Origin of the sequence: Bdellovibrio svalbardensis, assembly GCF_029531655.1 — a bacterium.
Classification (GTDB): Bacteria; Bdellovibrionota; Bdellovibrionia; order Bdellovibrionales; family Bdellovibrionaceae; genus Bdellovibrio; species Bdellovibrio svalbardensis.
On the sequence record NZ_JANRMI010000002.1, the window covers coordinates 374,314 to 394,232 of the forward strand.

A 19,919-nucleotide genomic window follows, 5' to 3' on the forward strand; every position below is an offset into this window, starting at 1 on the left:
CACCTTTTGCTTCACTCGGCGCATTAAAAACAAAGACATAATTCGTAAAAGCGGCCTTCGAAATTTGCTATTGAGGGGTTCCTGTCGAAACCCACTTCTCAACAATCGAGCGCATTGATGAGGACATCATTCCCGATGTCGGCATCGGATTGCTGGAGTCATTGATGCGAGTCAGGATTTTGGCAGCTTTTGCCTTGGACTGAGCGTAGTCGCTCAGATCTAAACCGGCACGAGCGCTGGATCCTGTGTGGCAGCTGAAGCATTGATTTTTAAAGACACCTAGTTTTGCATCAGATGAAACCAACTGCGCGAAGGAAACGGTCGCAGGGGTTGTATCGACCACGACGACATCGGTCGACCCGGTCCCGCAAGTTGTCGAGGCGTCCACTTTTTCGATGGAAGTGAATTGCACGGCAAACTTATCGGTATTTTTTTGCATGGCTTGGACTAAAAGCTGCGCATTGCCTACCGGAGCCAGATTCAATGGTGTGTTCGGACAAACCACTGCATTGATGTTTCTATACGTGGTGGCCGCATCTATCATTTTATCATTCAGATAAAAGAACAAGCCTTTCACGCGATATTTGGCAGTTCCCGAAGTCAGTTTGATATTCGGGTTGCGAATGGCGTAGCCTACAGTGTTGCCGCCCACTTTTGCGACTTGGGCTTCTAAAGAAAGCTCAAGAGGATAGGTGGTGCTTTTGGCTGGCATTGTGGATGTAAAGTTCCAAGTGAGCTTACTCCAGATAGCTGCATTGTCCTTGTTCGCAATAATGGCGGGATTGGTGATATAAGAAGTCACTACAGATTTGTCGACGGTGTCGGTGCCTTTACAGCTAGCCCAATCTGTCAGAGCGGTTTCCCACTCTGCTTTTAAACTTGAAATAGCTCCGTTGTTCTGTGGCCCTGTCGCAGGGTAGTTATGATTTTGGTTTACAGCATTATTAGAGATCGCAATGTAACCCTTATCTTTAAAAATTTGATACGACATATACTGATTGGCAGAGGCAAAAGCTGGAGCTTCATGTTCCCCATTGTGGCAACCCGCGCAGTTTTTTCTAAGAAAGACATAATATCCAGAACCAAACTTCGCATAGATCTGATCTTCGCAGATGTCTCCAGTGCTTTCATTCCCAGAAGATGTGTCGGTCGGAGTTGTGGATCCCGTGCCGCTGCTGGGAGTTTCCAATCTGGCTTCAGTTGAAGAGCTTGAAATAGCAAAGCCCTCACCCAGGCCTGTGCTGCAGTTTTGAAAGCACAACAAAAGCACCAAAGTTCCTGAGGTCAGTCCTATAATTTTATATTGGTTCTTCTTGTTCATCATATTTCCCTTAGGCAGCGTGCAGTTTAACTACTTTTTCGACATCGTCTGACTGTAAGGTCGCTGGGGCTAATTGTTTAAACAGACCCATTTTATTATTCAAATTCAAATAATTTGCGAGGATGGCCGCGGCAACATAATCGGGGCGGGTGCCCACCAAAGTGGTTGTATCCACGCTTTGATCATCAAGGTAGTGTCCGATCTGAGTTCCGCTGGCTTTGATCTTACCAGTAGGGTCATAGGAAATAATCAGCTGCACAGAAGAGCTGTAGTCACTTGACCAGATGCTTGCTGAAGAATCTGAAGTCTCAGACACGCAGGCACCGTCTGTGGTGATAAGGATGAATAAAGGTTTTTGCAATCGGTGAGCAAGCTCAATCATCTTCCCAACGTGGACACCGGCTGCGAAGTCTTTGGCGTCAGCAGCAGAGCGCAGTCCCGGAGCATGGTAATCATAGCCCCCAAGAGTGATGCGTCCGTGCGCAATATTGCCTTTCAAGGCGTTGTAGACAACCCCTGAAGTCATAGACTCAATATTATTGAGGGCGGTGGTTTCGTTGATTCCATAGACGGCCTGAACCGCCGCATTTTTGCGGGAATCGACGCCAGAAGCGCCACCTGCAGCGATAATATCACTGGATTTGATCCCAGCCTCTTGCAAAGCAACTTTTACGCCATCTTTGCTGCTGTTGAGTTTCGCAGCTTGAGCCGTCGTCATTTTTGCAACAAAGGAACTTAAAAGCCCCTTTTGCTGTTTGCTCAACAAGCCTCCATCGACAAGGGCACTGGAGTAGTTCAAAGCCGCAAAAAGATCCGAGAGTGTAGCGATATTAAGAGTGGTATTTGGAGCACTGAAGACGGTGCGCAGATTTTCACTGGCCGAGCCGAAGTGAACTCCTGGTAAAATGCTGCCGACCAAGCCTGCCTTTTCCAGCGGACCAGAGAGGTCATAGAAAGGTCGCGACGCCGCAAGTGCATTGGTGTCGTTGGCGGTATTGGTGCAAAGAGCCGCGAGCCGCGCTTTGCTCAAAGCATTCGCCGAAGCAACGGACATCACGCCCTTATGAAACTGCGAGGAAGAAGCGAAGTCAGCGCCCATCACCCGAGTGATATCAAAGCCGGCTTTGCCAAGCCCCAGCTTTGAGTATGAACTCAATAGGTCACCACCGGAATTTTTAACGACAAAGTTTCCATGCAAAGCCGCTCCACCACTGAGGCTTAAAGTCACAAAAGGCATCATGGGAGTGGTGTCGGCCGCGAGGGCTTTTTCAGTCATAGTCAAAATAGAAGTCACAGCGCCGGGCAAGGCCACGCGTGTCGCAAAACTCAGAAGGCCCACTTCCAGCAGTTCGCGACGAGACAAACGAAGACCTGCGGGATTATCCTTGTTTTCAATGATGGATTTCAGTTTGTCGTTCTTCATAGTTTTCCTCTTACATTAAATACGATTCAGGTAGTGAAAGCATTCCCGTGCAGATAAAGGTGGCTAGCTTCTCGGACTCAGTCGCCTTGCCCATGGCAGTGGCATCCAGTGTTGAAAAGTAAGCATCTACTGTTTCGGTAATGGCCTTCTTTTCATCTTCAGTGGGATTTCTCATCCAAAAGCGTTGGGCCATGGCAGCAAAGGTATTGTAAGCACCGACCTTGCCATAAGCAGAAGGGCCTTTGGTGAAATCGATAAATTTGAAAAGATCGCGAGTTCCTTTTTTCTCTTTGGCCACGGCCTGCTTGCAGACAACGCCAGCCAAAGAAGTCATGGCAATCATCGCTGGTGAGCTAATAAAAGCCAAATCACCACGAGGAGCCAATAGATTTCTGCGGTAGTTGATTTCAGCGTTCACTTCCGTTTTATTGATATCAGCAGGGGACAAATTAAGCAGTGACATCATAGACTCTAGAGTCTGCTTTGAATCTACCGGAACGGGCTCGTCAAGCTCAGAGGCTTTGAGAGCGGCATCACCGGAAAGATCCGTTGTCGCATCCCCGGAATTCGAGGAGCTGCTTAAGCTGGACATATTCTGCTGTTGTGCGCAGTTTTGAAAAGAAAGCGCAATAACCGCAAATGAAAAAGTAAAGCCAATGCCCAGGCCGATACTACGTTTGATTTTCATAGTTTACTCCTTCACCAATCCACAAACAGGGTCTAAGGCCACTTCTTGATAAAGGCCTTTAAGGTTGTAATTTACAGCTTCAAAGCGATCGCCCAGTCTGACGAGTGTTGAGTATTGAGTGGACGCCAATTTTCTGCCGCAAACACTTTCATAAACTTTTTTAGCCATGCATTGGCTGAAACGGCGTGATTCTGAAATCATCCGGCCAAAATCTTTGATGCCTTTGCCGCCGGTTTTGTTGCCACCTCTCCAGCCAAAAAAGGTGGATTTGCTGCCCAAAGTGGCGTTGTTCACGAAGGTGTCGCTCTTCACAACGAAGCCGTAAGCATAACTGCCTTTATTGAGTTTTGTTGCGATTCCCGTCTCAGAATCGAATGAGTTTGATGGGTAAAGCATGGACTGCTCTTTGGCCTGTAAATAGGCAGGAGTAAGATTGCCGGGTGAGGGACGACCGCGATTGATGAGTTTTCCGAGCAAACGCGTTTGCTCGGTGGCGACAGTGTTCTTTGCAGTTAGAATCGCTTCATAATGGGCATAAATAAGAGAGAATTCCTTTTTGTTGTCCAAATTGCAAAGCAAGAATTTTTCTTCTTGAACGTCAGCCGTCAGAGCCTTGTTAGACAAGTTGTTTAAGCAAGTTGCGACATAAGTTGTTTTATAATCGGCGCTGGCAAGATTCAGTCTGATATCTGCCAGGACGGATTGTTTTTTTGCGCGGAAGTCTGCAATCAAATCCGTCGCAATTTTTGGATCGCGAATACTATTTAAAATAGGCATGAGGGCCGCTGTGGCGGCAGCCGGTGTCGACCCGCGAGAAATTAAAAAGTCATAGCGGGTTTTGTAGTAAAGGGAGTTCTCTTGATTGATTTCAAGGTCAGGGATGATATTTGCAATCACAGGCTGGAAAATATTTTTTAGAAAAGCACTGTAGCTGTCTGAGATCTTATTCTCGTTAAAGAAAGTACCATTGGTCTGCGTGTAAGTACCTGTGGCTGTACCGTTGAGTGATTTCTCATAGTCCATTTTGCCAAAGGCTGGTCGCATGGCATCCATCACTGAGTGACAGCTCTTACAACTTGTGAGGAACTTATTGTAGTCGCCGGCAGGAAAGCGCTCAACATCGCGACCAATATATTGGTCCGAGGCATTGGAGTCCGCAGCTTCCGCCATGGTTACGCATAAAAACTGATTCATCGTGTATTCAACCGCACGACGGTTGGTGCCTCCACTCAAAGCTCGCTCCGCAAAAGTTCTTGTGGAGAAAATGCCCGCAGGCTCAGGGTTGTTGCCCAGAGTGATCATGGGAGTTGATCTTTGACTCTGCGTAAATGGACTGTCTGCAGCGGACACGACCAGCTGTTGGCGTGGATGATAAGTCAAAGCTTTGGTTAGATCCACAAAGCCCGTTTCCACTTGTGAGAAGTTGGTTTGATTTAAAAAACGAGTTCTTTGGTCGTCATCGTTCGGAACGCCGGAAATATCATAGTAGTAGTCCGCAGTCAGAATGTCGCGGAAGTCTTTATTGTCGCGCACAACACCAGCCACCAAGGCAGCAAAGTCATTGAAGGCAAAGTTGACGGAGTCATCTTTGTTGGAAAGACGAATTGAAAAGTTCTTAATCTGCACATTCAAAAAATCGGGTGTTGTCGTGATATAGCGAGCCGCCTCAAGTCTTTTACCTTGAGAGATCAATTCGACAACTTTGATAAGTTCCGGCTTTGTGGAAGCGGCCTTAACCCCGGTCATGCGTTCATAAAGTTTCTTAGCCACACGCTTGTCCGCATCTGTCGCAGCACTTTGTGCTTGAACAGATAAAGACAGAGCAAGAACTGCGAAGCAGACTTTATACCTAATCATGATTTATTCCCCTACACAGAATGGTATCGGACGGACGCAGGGTTTTTATAAGAGGCGAAGAAACAGTCCACATTGAGAACATGGCCATGCCAGATGAATCCTATTGGAATTGGGGTATTAGAACAAAAGTTCGTCATTTCAAATGAAATGTATTTGTTTTGACTGTTTGAGTGATGGAGATTTTCTAAGCATTTAAGAATGAAAACGAGGGCGTTTTTCTTTAAAAAATTGTTCCAGAAATGGCTCATGGGGCAATCCGTACAGGGACTCAGGTCAAAATGAGACAATTCTTGACAGTTTGAAGGCAGTTGGATGATGTTCGGCTCTCATGAATGGGGCTGTGGAGCTGGGTTACCAAGCTGGGCTGTCGGAGATGTTATGACCTTGAAGCATTTTGTTTTAGGATTGAGCTTTTTCTTGGGCTTGCAGTCAGCCCATGCTGAGTTGGGATGGAATTCTAATCCGGGGCCGCCGCATTTTTGCATGCAGAACTTCAATGCCTATGGACCGATCTATGCTCTTAACATGGAAGAGCGGACTCAGTGGATGGTCGCAGAACTTTACGGAAAGCCTCGCTGCGAGATCGTTCATCTTCAGGAAGTTTGGAATCAAGACCAAATTGATATTGTCGAAGATGGACTGAAAAGTCTGTACAACATCAGTGCCCCCAATCGCCAAGAGAAAATTGGGGTCATGTCTTTGCTGATGGCCGATATCAAAAATACCGAGACCTATGATTTTAATGTGAACAGTGATGGCAATCTCCTGGATGTCGGTCGCGAGATTTTTAACGTGAAGAAAGCTTTCCACATTGTGAAGGCGTCGTTGTTTGGCATTGATGAAGAGTTTTATTTCATGAACACTCATCTACACCCCACCAGCTCGGCAGTTCGTTTGACGCAAATCCTGGATCTTCTGGATTGGCGTTTGGCGCACACCGATTTGAAACTGCTTTTGTCCGGTGACTTCAACGGAGACGAAAATTCCCTGGAAAGATCTGTGATCATGTCACTTCTGGGCGTTCGCGATTCGTTGGTTGAAACTTTGGGGGGATCTTATCCAAAAGGAGTTTGTACCTATTGCGCTGAGAATCCTCTGGGCTGGCTTTCGGGGGATCATGTTCTGGATTATATTTTCTTTTCAAATGTCGGCGGGGGAGCCACTCACCTTAAGGCTTTAGATGGCAAAATCAATCTGCGCGGAACTCCTGATGAGCCGCTTTCAGATCACTACGGCTTGCGCATTGATTTCGTGCTGGACGCTGCAAAGACAGCCACTGCAAGTGAAGTTATTGAACAGCGTCGCGCCTTTGCCTTGAAGCTTTTAGCCCGTATGGAAAAAGTTTTGGCGGAGGAAGAAGACGAAGATTTTACGTATTACCAAAAGAAAGCGCGCAAACTTCGCGCGCAATTGGAGCGCCGAGAAGGCGCCTTCAACGAGTATTTCGAAAAATTCAATTAATCGAGATGGCTTGGGGTAAAAGCCTCAGGGAAGATGTCGCCAAATTTGAAGGTTTTCATCTTAGCTTGAAGATTGGCAGTGTAAATGACCGTGTCTTCACTGCCAAATTCTGCAATGACCTGGCGGCAGAAACCACATGGTGGCCAAGGTTTTTCAGCATCGCTGACGACCATCACTTCTTTAATTTCTTTTTTTGCACCTTCACTAACCGCTTTGAAAACCGCAACACGCTCTGCGCAGACAGTGCCGCCGTAAGAGGCGTTTTCAACGTTGCAGCCAGTAAAGATCTGCCCATCACCCATGAGAATCGCCGCACCAATAAAGGCGCCTGAGTAAGGAGCGTGCGCATTTTTTTGAACGATACAAGCCGCATCGTAGAGTTTCTTTTGCATATCTGTCATTGCCATAGGGACCTCGTTTTGAATCGACTAAAGAAGATCACAATTCTCTAATATTTTGCTCAAGGCAATCAAGGGTAAACCTTGAATCGCTGTGAAATCTTCGCTTTCAATCTTATCAAAGAGCTTAATTCCGTGTTTTTCGATTTTATAGCTGCCAGCGCAATCAATCGGATTGTCGAGGCTCACATAATGTTCAATCTGGGCCTTGCTCAAAGACTTCATGTGCATGCGCGTAATATCAGTGTAGGGGATGATTTTTTCGCCATCGAAAACACAGATTGCAGTGACCAGCTCATGGACCTTGCCCTGCATCGAAAGAAGCTGTTCTACGGCGCGTTCCGTCGTATGGGCTTTGCCAATGATTCGCCCCTCAAAGGAGACCAGCTGATCGCCGCCGATCACGACTTTTCCTTCACCTTTAAGGCTTTGGGCTTTGAGCAAAGCTAGCTTTTCCGCCAAGGCCCGGGGAGCAAGACTGGGGTCCTTTTCCTTATCCTCGTCAATCAGAGGGGCCAATGCCTCAAAAGGCAGCGCCAAACGGTGTAAAAGTTCCTGTCTGTACTTCGAAGTGCTGGCGAGGATGAGTTGCTTTTTCATGGTATCAGTTATATTTCAAAATCCCTGCAAAAACTATAAAAACAGAGTCAAAACAGGGTAAATGCGGTACAAGGCTCAAGACAAAGGCTTGGAAAAAAGCAGAGAGCTGAAAGCTTGGAAAAGAAAGTCATGACTAACAAAAATCTTCCGGACGTAGCCAAAGAAACTCACACAGAAAAGTTCGCCCCTATTGACTGGGTCGGAATGGGCTCCATTGAACTGCCAATTTTGTTGAAGCAAGAAGACGGGATGTACCGTATTCCAGCGCGCACTGATGCTAAAGTGAGTCTCGATAAAAAGCCTTCTCGTGGCATTCACATGTCGCGCTTGTATCTGATCACTCAAGATGTCTTATCAAAAAACGAAATGACTTTAGGCCTTCTTGGTAAAGCAACAGATGAGTTTTTGAAAACTCATGAAGATCTTTCGACTCAGGCCCTGGTGCAAGTGAACTTCGAAGCGCCGCTGATTCGTAAAGCTTTGAAGAGTGCCAACCAAGCATGGCGTTCTTACCCAGTGATTCTTTCTGCTTTCAATGAAAATGGCGCGAAGAAATACTATGTCGAAGTGGTCGTCACGTACTCCAGTACCTGTCCAGCTTCAGCAGCGTTGTCACGTCAATTGATTCAAGATAATTTCAAGCAACAATTCGGGAATGAATCGGTAGATTTTGATATCGTTCACTCTTGGTTGGGAACAACCCAAGGCATCGTCGCAACTCCGCATGCGCAAAGAAGTTTTGCACGTGTGAAGGCAGAGGTGGGCCCTGACTTCAATTACGGTCTTTTGATCGATGTCGTGGAAGAGGCTCTGCAAACCGCGGTGCAGGGGGCGGTTAAGCGCGAGGACGAGCAAGAGTTTGCCCTTCGTAATGGTCAAAACTTGATGTTCTGCGAAGATGCCGCTCGTAGAGTGAAAGAGGCTTTGGATAAAAAGAGAGAAATCTTCGATTATGTGGCGGAGTTCAGCCATGTCGAGAGCTTGCACCCCCATAATGCCATCTCGCACATCTCTAAGGGCCTCAAATTACGTAGTTTTTGAAATCTAATTGATAATAATTATTAGAATTGGTGACTTTTTGCAGGTCTTGCCTCTATAACCTAGTTGGTCTCCACAGAGTGGGGTCCAAAAGGGAGTCCCATGGGTCGAGATTCAGTTCCATTTTTACCACGTCAGCATGATGAAGACATCGTCATTCATCAGGATTCCTTCGACGAGGCGGAACTCAAAAAAATCATCCGAGCTCTCAATCTCAAAGTGACCAGTCAGCGTATGGCGATTCTTAAGACTCTGCACGAGGGGCGTCGTCACGTTACCGCGCAAGAGCTTTATGAAAAGCTCAGCAAAGATCACCCAGAAATTGGATTCGCCACAGTATATCGTTTCCTTCGCACCTTGACTGAGGGGCACTTTGTAACGGAAGTGCGTATGGGCGGCTTGCCCGCACGTTATGAGCTGACTCCTAAAGGCCATCATGACCATTTAACTTGTGTTAAATGCGGGAAGATCTGTGAGTTCGAAAATCGCGCCATTGAAAGCCTTCAGGAGAAAGTCGCCAATCAGTTCGGCTATAGACTGACTCATCATATTCTGGAGCTTTACGGGGTGTGCCCGGAGTGCCAGGCTAAAGGCCTATAGTCTCGTTTAAATCCTTTAAGAACAGTGCTGTTTTAGCCGATACCTCATGTATGAAGGTGGCTTTTAAAAACGGCATCGCACTGATAGTTTTTCTTTTAAGTTTGGGTTTCGCCAAAGACGGAATCATCGAACTTGAAGGTTATTTGAATGGGCGCAGTTCTGCGAACTTTTTAAAGCAGACCAAGAATGTGAAATTCGTTTTGCCGCCAGGCACTCAAGCGAAAATTCAGGATACCAAGAAATTCAATTCCGGGAATTATGGTTTGAAAGTGGAAGTCACCAGTGGGCCCCGTAAAGGCGAGTCTGTTTGGGTCTACTATCGCACCTCTGATCCCGGCATGAAGATTTTCGAAAACGCAGAAGCCGCAAAAAAAGAACAAGAAATTAAGGATGTCGAAAAGGCATCGTTGGCACAAACTACGCGAGAGCATGAAGTCATTCGTGAGCCCGCGGCCGTGCAGAAGAAAGCAGAGAAGGTTTTGAAGCCTCAGCTTAAGCCTTTATCTAAAGCTGAACCCGAAAAAAAGTTGGCTCTTGAAGATGCCGAAGAAACTGTTCACAGAGTCAATGAAGCCAATATCGCTGTGCAAAAGCACGGGAAGCCCGGTGGCCCTTGCGCTGAATGTGAGTTGGAAAAAACTTATGCCACGGATTCAGTTCCTCAGGAAGAAAAGATCACTGTTTTCAGTGCGAAGCCATCACAAGATGCACCTCTGATTATTCCTCCGCTGCGAACCCAAAATCCCTATGGAATTCGCCCCACTTCATGTCGAACTTCGTCAGGGGATATCGACTATTGCACCTTTGAAGGTGACAGCCAGCCTGGTAAATTCAAATTCAGAAATCGCGGGCCAAACAAAATTGTTTCAGCCGGGGATTCAGCACGCAGTCGCGAGTGGGAGTTTAAATTTGAAGGCAATGCCCGCCAGGACCTGGGCTTTTCAATCAGTGATATGCCGAACGGGACGATCAGCCAAACACAAGAATCTTATTTTATGGTTTTCCCACGTAAGACGGTGCCCACGGTGCGCACGATCGGGGATCGTCAAATTGTGACTTTGCCAACCGGTGAAACCGTGACTTTTGATGCGAAATCAAAGCAAGTCATCGGCGGTGTAATGTCCGAGGACGGGGCCTTGACCAGCGGAGGTAAAACTTTGCAGCCCGCGAAGGTGGCCTATCACGGAAACGGAGTCCTGGTGCGCGTCGATGCCCGTGGCGATGAGCCGCGCTTGAAGGCTGACACGGCGACGATCACGAAACAAGGGAAGACCTGCAAGGTGCCTGCAAAAAAATTATGGCCCGACAGGTCTGAGCGATCCTCAGTGCATTTCAAATACTTTTCGGACTCAGACTTTGACTCTTTCCTAAAATCTGCCTGTGGTTTTGGTCTCTAATCTAAGTCTTCGGCTTTAGGCCAGCGGATAGCGAGTGGATGATGGAACTAATACTCCGATCTTAATGCGGCGAATTGTGAAGGCGAAGGCGAAAGACTTTGCCAAAGACGCCAAAATTATCCTCCAAATACCAAAGTCTCTTGTGGTGTGCGAGCCCTCGTCCTAGAATGTGGGCCTATGACAAATACTAAAGAACGCTTCGGGCAAGACGGAATCGTCGTCAAGGGTGCAAAAGAGCACAACTTGAAAGACGTCAGTGTCACCATCCCACGCAACAAAATCACTGTCTTTACCGGTTTGAGCGGAAGCGGAAAATCATCTTTGGCTTTCGACACGATTTACGCTGAAGGACAACGACGTTATGTTGAAAGTCTTTCGGCTTATGCCAGAAACTTTCTTGAGCAGTTGAAAAAACCGGAAGTGGATTCCATCACGGGACTTTCGCCGGCAATTGCGATCGATCAAAAATCTGTCAGCACCAATCCGCGTTCCACTGTTGGAACGGTTACAGAAATCTATGACTACCTTCGCTTGTTGTATGCAAAGCTCGGTGTGCCAGAATGTCCAACCCATCATATCCCGGTGGCCAGCCAGACTCCGCAACAGATCATCGAAGATGTTCTGAAGAAATCAGCCGGAGCCAAATTCTATGTTCTGGCACCCATGGCCTCTGGAAAAAAAGGGGAGTTCCTCGCGGAATTCCAAAAGTGGGCGAAGAAGGGTTTTGTTAAAGCCAAAGTGGATGGCAAGATCATTGAGCTGGATAAAGCCACTAAATTGGCGAAAACCAAAGCCCATGATATCGATCTGGTCGTCGATCAACTTATTCTCAAAGACGGATTAAAACTTCGTTTATCTGAAAGCATCAACACGGCTTTGTCCTTGGCCGGTGGCCGCGTGATCATTGAGACCCTCACTGGAGAGCGCACAAATTACTCCATGCACTCGGCTTGCCCGGTGTGTGGTTATGGTTTTCCGGAAATTGAGCCCAGACTTTTTAGTTTCAACAACCCTCGCGGCGCCTGTCCGACCTGTCATGGTTTGGGCACGATCGATCTGGTGGAAGAAGAGCAATTTTCCGATGGTGAGGTTGGTGGCAAGAAGCTGGATAAGGTCGTCTATAAGTACAAAGGTAAAAAGACCTCGGACGACGACGATGAAGAAGGCGAAGAAATGGAATTGAGCGACTGCCCGGATTGTCATGGTAGCCGCTTGAAACCAGAAGCTTTGAATATCAAACTTGGCGGAAGAACCATTGCCGAGCTTTCTGATTTGAGTGCCGTGGAACTGCGCGAGTGGATGGCACAACTGCAATGGAAAACCAAAGATCAGCTGATTGCTGAAAAAATTGTGAAGCAAATTCTTTCGCGCTTGGATTATTTGATCCGCGTGGGAACCTCTTATTTGTCTTTAAGTCGCACCTCGCGAACTTTGTCGGGGGGAGAAGCGCAGCGTATTCGCTTGGCCACTCAGGTGGGGTCTTCTTTGATTGGTGTTCTGTATGTGATGGACGAGCCCAGCATTGGCTTGCATCCGCGGGACCATCATCGCTTGCTCGATATTATTGGTGAGTTGAAGGATCGTGGTAATACCATTTTGTTGGTAGAGCACGATGAGGACACCATTCGTTATGCTGATTTCGTCGTGGACTTAGGACCTCGTGCCGGAAGTTTGGGCGGAGAGATGATGGCTCAGGGGACTCCTGAAGAGCTTGAGAAGAATCCTAAATCATTGACGGGCCGCTACCTTTCCGGGGAAGTACGCATTCCAATTCCTAAGGTGCGTCGCAAAGGCAATGGCAGTGTTTTAAGGCTGTTGGGAGCTACGGGCAATAATTTGCAGAATGTGGATCTGGAGATCCCGCTAGGAACCTTTACAACGGTCACCGGTGTTTCAGGTTCTGGAAAAAGTACCTTGATCATTGATACGCTTTATAAAATTTTGGCGCAGCACTTTTATAAGGCTTCGGCCAAAGCGTCTCCGTATAAGAAAATTGAAGGCTTGGATAAGATTGATAAGGTTATTGATATCAATCAACGACCCATCGGTCGTACGCCGCGTTCAACACCGGCAACTTATGTTGGACTCTTCCCGATGATTCGGGATTTGTTTGCGAACCTGCCAGACTCCAAATTGCGCGGTTATGAACCGGGCCGATTTAGTTTCAACGTTAAAGGCGGACGTTGTGAGACTTGCTTAGGACATGGTCAGATCAAAGTTGAAATGCACTTCTTAAGCGATGTGTTTGTGACTTGCGACACTTGTTTGGGCAAACGCTACAACCGCGAAACTTTGAATATCAAATATAAAAATAAATCTATTTCCGATGTGCTCGATATGAATGTGGCGGAAGCACTTGAATTCTTCCGCAATCATTCGCAGATTTTCCGCAAACTGGAAACTTTGCACCGCGTGGGCTTGGATTATATGACTCTGGGACAAAGCTCGACAACTTTGTCGGGCGGAGAAGCACAACGTGTGAAACTTTCTAAAGAGCTTTCTCGACGTGGCACCGGCAAAACCTTGTATATCTTGGACGAACCGACGACGGGTCTGCATTTCGACGACGTCAGAAAATTGGTCGAATTGATGCAGGAATTGGCGGATCAAGGAAATACTGTTTTGGTGATCGAACATGCCTTGGAAGTTATCAAGGTTTCAGATCACGTTATTGATCTCGGTCCTGATGGTGGTAAGGCTGGCGGGCGCATTGTCGCCGCCGGAACTCCTGAACAAGTGGCCAAGGTTAAGGACAGTGAAACAGGGAAGTTCCTGAAAGGAATTTTGAAATAGGTCCATGGCTTCATCGTGTTGGTTAATCGGGTGGGCGGTTTGTTTTTTCACAGAAGTTAAAGGAAACTGCTGAAGGACTGAACAGCTCGCGCAGAAGGCCTCATAATAAGAGGAAAAAATGCCTCCTGGGAAGCGGTGAAGTTGTCCACGAATGACTTCAAATTTGACAAGGCCTGAGGAATCTAGGACACCTGAGACTATGAAATATTTTAGAAGTTCATTTGTTTTTACTGTCATCGGTTTGATTGGTTCCTACTTTGTTGGGCACTACTATGGGGGAACGACAGCCAAGGCTTTAGAGGCGCTTTTTATTGCTTCAGTTTTGGCGGTTTTGGAAGTTTCTTTGTCCTTTGATAATGCCATTGTTAACGCTTCGGTTTTGAAAAATATGACTCCGATATGGAGACACCGGTTTCTGACTTGGGGGATGATCATCGCAGTTTTCGGGATGCGTCTGGTGTTCCCTTTGTTGATCGTGACAGTGGTTGCACATATCGATCCGTGGAGTGCTTTGCAGATGGCGGCATTCCGTCCTGATGAGTACGCCCAGCTGATGTTGTCCGCGCACTTGGAAGTGGCCGCTTTTGGTGGAACGTTCTTGTTGATGGTGGCATTGAGCTACTTCTATGACTCCGAAAAAGTGGAGCACTGGATTTCCTGGATCGAGAAGCCGGCCGCTATCCTTGGCAAAGTGGAAGCGGTTGAAATGGGTGTGTGTGTTCTGGTGCTTTTGGTGATCTCAAAATTCCTTCCAGAAGGTCAGAATTTTTCATTCTTGGTGGCCGGACTTGCAGGTTTGATCACTTATGTTGTTGTTGATGGAATTGGCGCCTTTATGGAAGCCTCAGAAGAAACAATGAAGGATGTGCATCGCGCGAGTGCGGCCATGTTCATTTACCTTGAAGTTTTGGATGCCTCATTCAGCTTCGACGGTGTGGTGGGAGCTTTTGCAATCACGCACAATCTGTTCATCATTATGATCGGTTTGAGTATCGGTGCTTTCTTTGTTCGTAGCTTGACCATTATGTTTGTTGAAAAAGAAGCTTTGGCGAAATTTGCCTATCTTGAGCACGGAGCTTTTTACGCAATCGGTGTTTTGGCGACGATCATGTTGACCGATCCCTTCCTGCATTTTCCAGAATGGGTCACCGGTTTGATTGGTGCGATTATTGTTCTTGTGGCTTTCCTGTGGTCTTTGAAGAAGGGTCCCACAGAATCTGCAGAATAGATGCGATCATGATCACGACGGCGCCTGCTGTTTGAAAAAGACTCAGGCGCTCTTGTAGAAGCAAAAAGCCAAACAGCGCCGCAAATGGCGATTCTAATAAAAACAACATACTCGCTGTTGTATCCGTCAAAATTCTTTGGGTTCTTACTTGCAGATAAAAGGCAACGATACTGGAACCCAAGCCCAAAGCCAAAACTCCCGCCCAGGCTTCCATATTTGTGACTTTCCATGTGATTGAATCCTGAAAGAACAACAGGGGAGTCAAAACAACCAAACTCCAAAAAGATTGAAAGTTATTGAAACGGAAGGCGTTGCCAACCTTGGTGGAAACTTTGCCGATATAAATAATATGAAATGCGGCAAGGATGGAGCAGGCGACAGTCCATAAATCTCCGGTATTTACTCCCGCAAGATCCGCATCCATCAAAATAAAAGTTCCCAGCAAGGCTACCGCTGCCAAGGCATAGTTGCGCCAATGATTGGGGCTTTTAAAGAACCAAGCGTTGAACAGTGGAACTAAAATGACATAAAGACTGGTGATGAAACCACTTTTGGTGGCAGTGGTATATTTAAGTCCGATGGCCTGAAGCAAAAGCATCGTACCGAGAATGGCTCCGGCCGGAAGGGCGCGCAGAAAATCCTCTTTCGCGGATCTTAAAGCAGGGCCCTTAACTACAAGGTAGATAATCTCACCAATAACCGTGGCGGCAATGAATCGATAAACCAAAGTCTCTGTCGGGGTGAAAGCCTGCATGGCCCACACGGTGGCGGCAAAGCCAAAACCCCAAAGAACTCCGGCAAAGACCAATTCAATGGCGGCGCGATTTTTAGTCAAACGCCTCAGCCCAGATGCGAGTTTTGTCGATACCATCGACCTCGATCAATTGATGTTTTACTTCTTTGATCATCCCACCGTTACCGCACATGTAGAAGGTAGTGGGGATGTTTTTATAATCAAATTCAGAAATGAAATTTTGAATATAACCCTTCTTGCCTTTCCAGTCTTCACCGGGACGGCTCAATACAAACTCAAATTTAAAATCTTTAAGTTCTTTGGCAAGAGCTTCCAACTCAGGTTGGTAGTACATATCTTTTTCTGAACGAACTCCGAAGAGCATGCGATAGCGCAGGTTCGGATACTGTTCTTTTTTAGAAAGCAAGTAGCAGATATGTTGAGAGAGGCCCGTGCCCGTATTAAGGAAAACAATTTGTTCCGTTGGCGGTTCTTGGAAGAACACTTTGCCGAAAGGTCCAGTGAAGTTGAGAAGCTCTCCACCTTTGAGGCTCCAAACGAAAGTCGAGGCGATGCCGTTTTCGACAAACTTAAATAGCAATCTAAAGCCGTTTTTGTTTCGGTCGTCAGAAGCGATAGAGTAAGCGCGCAAAACAGGTTTTGCTTCCCCTTGAGGGACATTGAGCATCACAAACTGACCCGCTTTGAAGCTAAAATCAGCAGGATTGTCAGTTTTCACCACCAATTCACGAACTGTCGGGGTGTGATCGATGATTTGATCGACTCTCATATGGTAGATCGTACGTGCAGAGGACATCGGGGCTCCTTGTGAGTGGTCTTCATCTATATGCTGAAAATCCCAGACAGTCCAACAATTTACCTTGTTACGAAACCTCGCATTCACTAAAATTATGGAAACTAACGAGGTTACATCGTGAATATTGCGCAGCATCTGGTATTACCCCTTCTATTGCTTCTGGGATCATCTGTAAACGCTCAAGAATTGGGTTCACCAACGGATTCATCCACGGTAACTCAAGAAGTTAATTCTTCCGCCACTTCAACTCCTCAGACCGCGGCCCAAGAAGTGGAAGACGTTCCGGCTCCACAACGTTCGTTGCTTAAATCGGCAGCGACGAAAGATTTCAACAAAGCCCTTTATTTCGATCAAATTGATAACGGTCTTATTCTTCCGCCTCTTGAATTGGACTATGAACTTTCCGCTAATGGAAAGCAGTTGCGAGTGGGCAACGTGACTTTGACCGAAAAGAATTTTTTCTTTGGTCTTATGCCTTTGGGAAAAACCCATTCGCAATTGAACCAAGTGGTCTCTGCTGCCGATGCGGAAAAAATGGTTCTCGTGATGGCTTGGCCAGAAAAGCTTCTGAGTTCTGGAAATCTTGAGATGATTTCCAGAACAGGGGCGGTGTTGTGGAGAACAAAAGTATCGCAGGCAAATATCCTTTCTTGGAATCAAAAACTGGAAGGCTGGCGCAAGGGTTTGCTTTCGGCCGGAGTTCCCGCCAGCAATTTGCGTGGTGGAATTTTTGGCGCTCAATATGCCATTTTGAATACTGAAGCGGCCGGTGTTTTTGCCAATGCCAATGAGTCTTTCCGTTTCTGTTTGTCTTTTGAAGAGGGACGCAATCAATCGAAGCTTTGCTCGCAACGTTATGCCGTAAAAAATACGGACAAGGGCCTTGTGATGAGTAAAGTTCGTGCGGACAAGGCGACTGCGCGTATCTTAGTAAATAACGAAGATGCTCCGTTGAAGCAGACATCTCCAGTTGCGACGGATGTGCCGGTGGGGTTCTATTCAGAACTTTCGACAGGCGAAAGTTATGAGTTCGTGAGCATTCCGAACAAACTTCAGTTGATGGATATTGCAGATACCAGCAGTGATAAAACTTTACGCATTGTCGGTTACGACACAAGACCTCTAGGTCGCTCCATCATTTTAAATCCTGATCAATATACGAAGTTGACCAAGCTTCTTGGCTTTGAGGCAACCATCGGGGATCCACGTAAGTTTTGGGCCGCCGCAGTTCCCACCAGCGATCCAAGGATCTACTTGCCAGGTCAGGGTGGCGGTGTTTTCCAACAAAGATTTGAGCTTTCAGAAATTCCGCGCAGACAGTCTCGTGTTTATCTAAGCAAAAGAACTCCTTCGGGAACTTATGTTGATGGCATTGAGCTCGAGGGGCGCAAGCAAGCCACGTCAGAAGTGTCATCGACTCAAAACTCCATTGAGCTGGATCAAAAAGACCCAGGTCATTTCTATTGGAAATTTCAAGCCAAAGAACGTGGTCAAATCAACCGCTCTTACTTGAATGTTAATTTCGAAGGCAAGACCTATAAGTCCTATTACGAAATCTACAAAGGCTTTCCTCGCGAATTGTCAGCTCGTCTTTCTGCGGTGAGTGCTTCGGGAACATTGATCTTTTTAGGTGAGCTTGCCTACAACCAATGGTTTGAAGATATCTTGGGTTGGAGCAACTACTATGTTTCTCGCCAGCGCTGGGGCTTCGCTGCAAAGTACTTCCAATCTTTCAATCAGCTGACAGTTGATAAAACCACTGGCAAGACCGCCCCCTTGAGCGTTCTGAATGTGGACTTGAAATACCGCTTTACCCCGGGTCTGTGGAATCGTGATGAAACGGTGGGTGCCTTGGCTTCCTACCAAAATGTTAATTTCGATCAGTTGAAAGCTCCTATGATAGGGGTGGGCGGTTTCTGGGCTCGTTCGATGCCGAAAGTGATTGATGATATTTTCAATGTCGTTGAATTAATGCGCTATCCAAAATGGGTGGATATGGAGTTCATTTACTATGTGAAGTCGATGGACTCGAACGTTACTTTGAACTCCTCCATGTCGCTGAACTTCCACGGTAAGGTTTTATGGACGGATTCTTTGTTCGGTGAGGCGGGCTTTGGTTACAAACGTTATGCCTTCACGGATACAGCATTGAACCAAAAAGCGGAATTGAACACCTTTTATGGAACAGTTGGACTTGGTTTGAATTTCTAAAATCAATAGCCGGAAATGGGGCTGAATAGGGCAACTGTTCAGCCTTTAGACAGCTAAGAATTTATATAGCCGCAGGGCAACCTGGTTTCGATCTTGCTCTCTTGGGTCCTTATTGAAAAGGAAATCCCCATGAGAGCATTTTTACTTTTTGGACTCTTTGTATTTAGCCTGATCTGTTCCATTTTCCTGGGAGCAGAGAAAGCCTATGCTCGGGACACTCAAGCGGGGTCCTCTGCCAAAATAATCAACGACTCTCTGGTGCAGAATTTGCGTTGCCAGAACTTGACTGTAAACGCGATTTACTGGGCCATTCGCGATGATGCCTTTAAGGTCAAACGCAATATTCCTTTGCAGAATTGGGGCTTCAGTAGTGGTGGTGCGGATATTGGTGGATGCTGGGCGCTATCTAGCACACAAAGAATGTTTTCCTATTTGGCCCGCTATAATGAGCCCACGGCCTTGTCATCTCCTGAAAGAACTGAACATGTACTTAATATGGTTCGTCGCTCGTCCCCAGATGTTGTTTCCAATGATCGTGGCACAACCCAGAGTCCGATATTGAAAGAGTGGCCATATCGGCAAAGGGCTGTGTTTTCTCTTCGTGAAGATGCCCTCGTTGATTCTCTTGTTTTAAATATGCAGGGTTTGTGGGCCGATATTGCCAAAGGCTATAAGCAAAAAATCGCGGGAACCACGGTTGATAGAAATTTTGTAGCAGACATTCAAGTCAATCAGGCAAATCGCTTTTTTCGCTTTGGCAACTTAGGAATGGGACTTGGCTCGGGGGCTCTTGATCGCGAGGAAAACCAAAAAACGATGCAGCTTTTGATGAAGAATCTTTCTGGAAAGCGTTTGACGCTTCTTAATTTGCGCGTTGACCAATTCACTCAGCATGTGGTCATGGCCAAGTTTTACTGGGTTCAAAGCAATGGTGACATTCGCATTGTCGTCTACGACTCGAATCAATGGATGACCGATCATGAAGTGATTTACAAGGTGAGCGAACGGCAGTTTTATGCCCCGGATATCATGGGGTCTCTCGGGGGAAATGGCCCTTTGGGAGTCTTCATTGTGAGCGAAGAAGAGCGTGAAGACCTTGAAACTGCCATGTTGAAGCACTATCAAAGACAGTGCTTGTAGCACTTTGAGCACTGTAAGTATCTAGTGCTGAAAGCACTGTACATATCCAGTGGCGATAGAATCGTCATATAGATAATTTTTCCAATTCAAGGCCGCAGCGATTTGTAATCCTGCGGCCTTTTTCGTTTCAGAAGCGATAAAACGAGCTTTGTTTGTGAATTTGCGAAAATCGGGGCTGACAATTTATGGCCTGCCTCTTGCTTCTAGCGGTTCG

16 protein-coding genes are annotated in these 19,919 nt (G+C 46.7%); 8 read left to right on the forward strand and 8 right to left on the reverse strand.

The genetic code is table 11. From position 1 onward, the window contains the following. Positions 1-67 precede the first annotated feature (67 nt). Genes NWE73_RS07095 through NWE73_RS07110 form a run of 4 tightly spaced genes read right to left on the reverse strand, consistent with a single transcriptional unit; the run spans position 68 to position 5,289 of the window. Positions 68-1,324 carry a hypothetical protein gene (locus NWE73_RS07095; RefSeq protein ID WP_277577602.1) on the reverse strand — a complete coding sequence of 419 codons (1,257 nt, stop codon included), beginning with the start codon at positions 1,322-1,324 and terminating at the stop codon, positions 68-70. 7 nt (positions 1,325-1,331) lie between these two features. Continuing rightward, the gene (locus NWE73_RS07100; protein WP_277577603.1) at positions 1,332-2,744 is read right to left on the reverse strand and encodes a hypothetical protein; all 1,413 of its coding nucleotides are present in this window, start codon (positions 2,742-2,744) and stop codon (positions 1,332-1,334) included. Positions 2,745-2,754: 10 nt separating this feature from the next. Further along, complete coding sequence (locus NWE73_RS07105; RefSeq protein WP_277577604.1) at positions 2,755-3,432, reverse strand: hypothetical protein; 678 nt, start codon at positions 3,430-3,432, stop codon at positions 2,755-2,757. 3 nt (positions 3,433-3,435) lie between these two features. Beyond that, positions 3,436-5,289, reverse strand: coding sequence for a hypothetical protein (locus NWE73_RS07110; RefSeq protein ID WP_277577605.1), 1,854 nt, complete (start codon positions 5,287-5,289; stop codon positions 3,436-3,438). Positions 5,290-5,601: 312 nt separating this feature from the next. On the opposite strand from NWE73_RS07110, the gene NWE73_RS07115 reads away from it, so the two are divergent. Continuing rightward, complete coding sequence (locus NWE73_RS07115; RefSeq protein WP_277577606.1) at positions 5,602-6,750, forward strand: exonuclease/endonuclease/phosphatase family protein; 1,149 nt, start codon at positions 5,602-5,604, stop codon at positions 6,748-6,750. Here the strand turns inward: NWE73_RS07115 and NWE73_RS07120 are convergent. Both NWE73_RS07120 and NWE73_RS07125 read right to left on the reverse strand, forming a co-directional pair. Next, entirely contained in the window at positions 6,747-7,151 is a 405-nt protein-coding gene (locus tag NWE73_RS07120; protein ID WP_407652943.1) for a cytidine deaminase, read from the reverse strand. The genes NWE73_RS07115 and NWE73_RS07120 overlap by 4 nt on opposite strands. A gap of 27 nt (positions 7,152-7,178) precedes the next feature. Then, the gene (locus NWE73_RS07125) at positions 7,179-7,748 is read right to left on the reverse strand and encodes a Maf family protein (RefSeq protein ID WP_277577608.1); all 570 of its coding nucleotides are present in this window, start codon (positions 7,746-7,748) and stop codon (positions 7,179-7,181) included. Positions 7,749-7,877: 129 nt separating this feature from the next. On the opposite strand from NWE73_RS07125, the gene folE2 reads away from it, so the two are divergent. The 5 genes from folE2 to NWE73_RS07150 all read left to right on the forward strand — a co-directional run bounded on the left by folE2 (position 7,878) and on the right by NWE73_RS07150 (position 14,804). After that, entirely contained in the window at positions 7,878-8,789 is a 912-nt protein-coding gene (folE2, locus tag NWE73_RS07130) for a GTP cyclohydrolase FolE2 (protein ID WP_277577609.1), read from the forward strand. Between the two features lie 99 nt (positions 8,790-8,888). Then, entirely contained in the window at positions 8,889-9,386 is a 498-nt protein-coding gene (locus NWE73_RS07135) for a Fur family transcriptional regulator (RefSeq protein ID WP_277577610.1), read from the forward strand. A gap of 50 nt (positions 9,387-9,436) precedes the next feature. Continuing rightward, on the forward strand, positions 9,437-10,783 hold the full coding sequence (locus NWE73_RS07140) for a hypothetical protein (protein ID WP_277577611.1): 1,347 nt from the start codon (positions 9,437-9,439) through the stop codon (positions 10,781-10,783). Positions 10,784-10,960: 177 nt separating this feature from the next. Beyond that, positions 10,961-13,576, forward strand: coding sequence for an excinuclease ABC subunit UvrA (gene uvrA / locus NWE73_RS07145; protein ID WP_277577612.1), 2,616 nt, complete (start codon positions 10,961-10,963; stop codon positions 13,574-13,576). Between the two features lie 199 nt (positions 13,577-13,775). Then, on the forward strand, positions 13,776-14,804 hold the full coding sequence (locus NWE73_RS07150) for a DUF475 domain-containing protein (protein ID WP_277577613.1): 1,029 nt from the start codon (positions 13,776-13,778) through the stop codon (positions 14,802-14,804). Here the strand turns inward: NWE73_RS07150 and NWE73_RS07155 are convergent. After that, complete coding sequence (locus tag NWE73_RS07155) at positions 14,743-15,639, reverse strand: DMT family transporter (protein WP_277577614.1); 897 nt, start codon at positions 15,637-15,639, stop codon at positions 14,743-14,745. The genes NWE73_RS07150 and NWE73_RS07155 overlap by 62 nt on opposite strands. Then, positions 15,632-16,354 carry an FAD-binding oxidoreductase gene (locus tag NWE73_RS07160; protein WP_277577615.1) on the reverse strand — a complete coding sequence of 241 codons (723 nt, stop codon included), beginning with the start codon at positions 16,352-16,354 and terminating at the stop codon, positions 15,632-15,634. Before NWE73_RS07160 ends, NWE73_RS07155 begins: the two co-directional genes overlap by 8 nt. Positions 16,355-16,471: 117 nt before the next feature. Here NWE73_RS07160 and NWE73_RS07165 point away from each other — a divergent pair, with 117 nt between their 5' ends. Both NWE73_RS07165 and NWE73_RS07170 read left to right on the forward strand, forming a co-directional pair. Beyond that, positions 16,472-18,565, forward strand: a complete 2,094-nt coding sequence (locus NWE73_RS07165) for a hypothetical protein (protein WP_277577616.1) — start codon at positions 16,472-16,474, stop codon at positions 18,563-18,565. Between the two features lie 129 nt (positions 18,566-18,694). Beyond that, entirely contained in the window at positions 18,695-19,705 is a 1,011-nt protein-coding gene (locus tag NWE73_RS07170) for a hypothetical protein (RefSeq protein WP_277577617.1), read from the forward strand. Positions 19,706-19,919 lie beyond the last annotated feature (214 nt).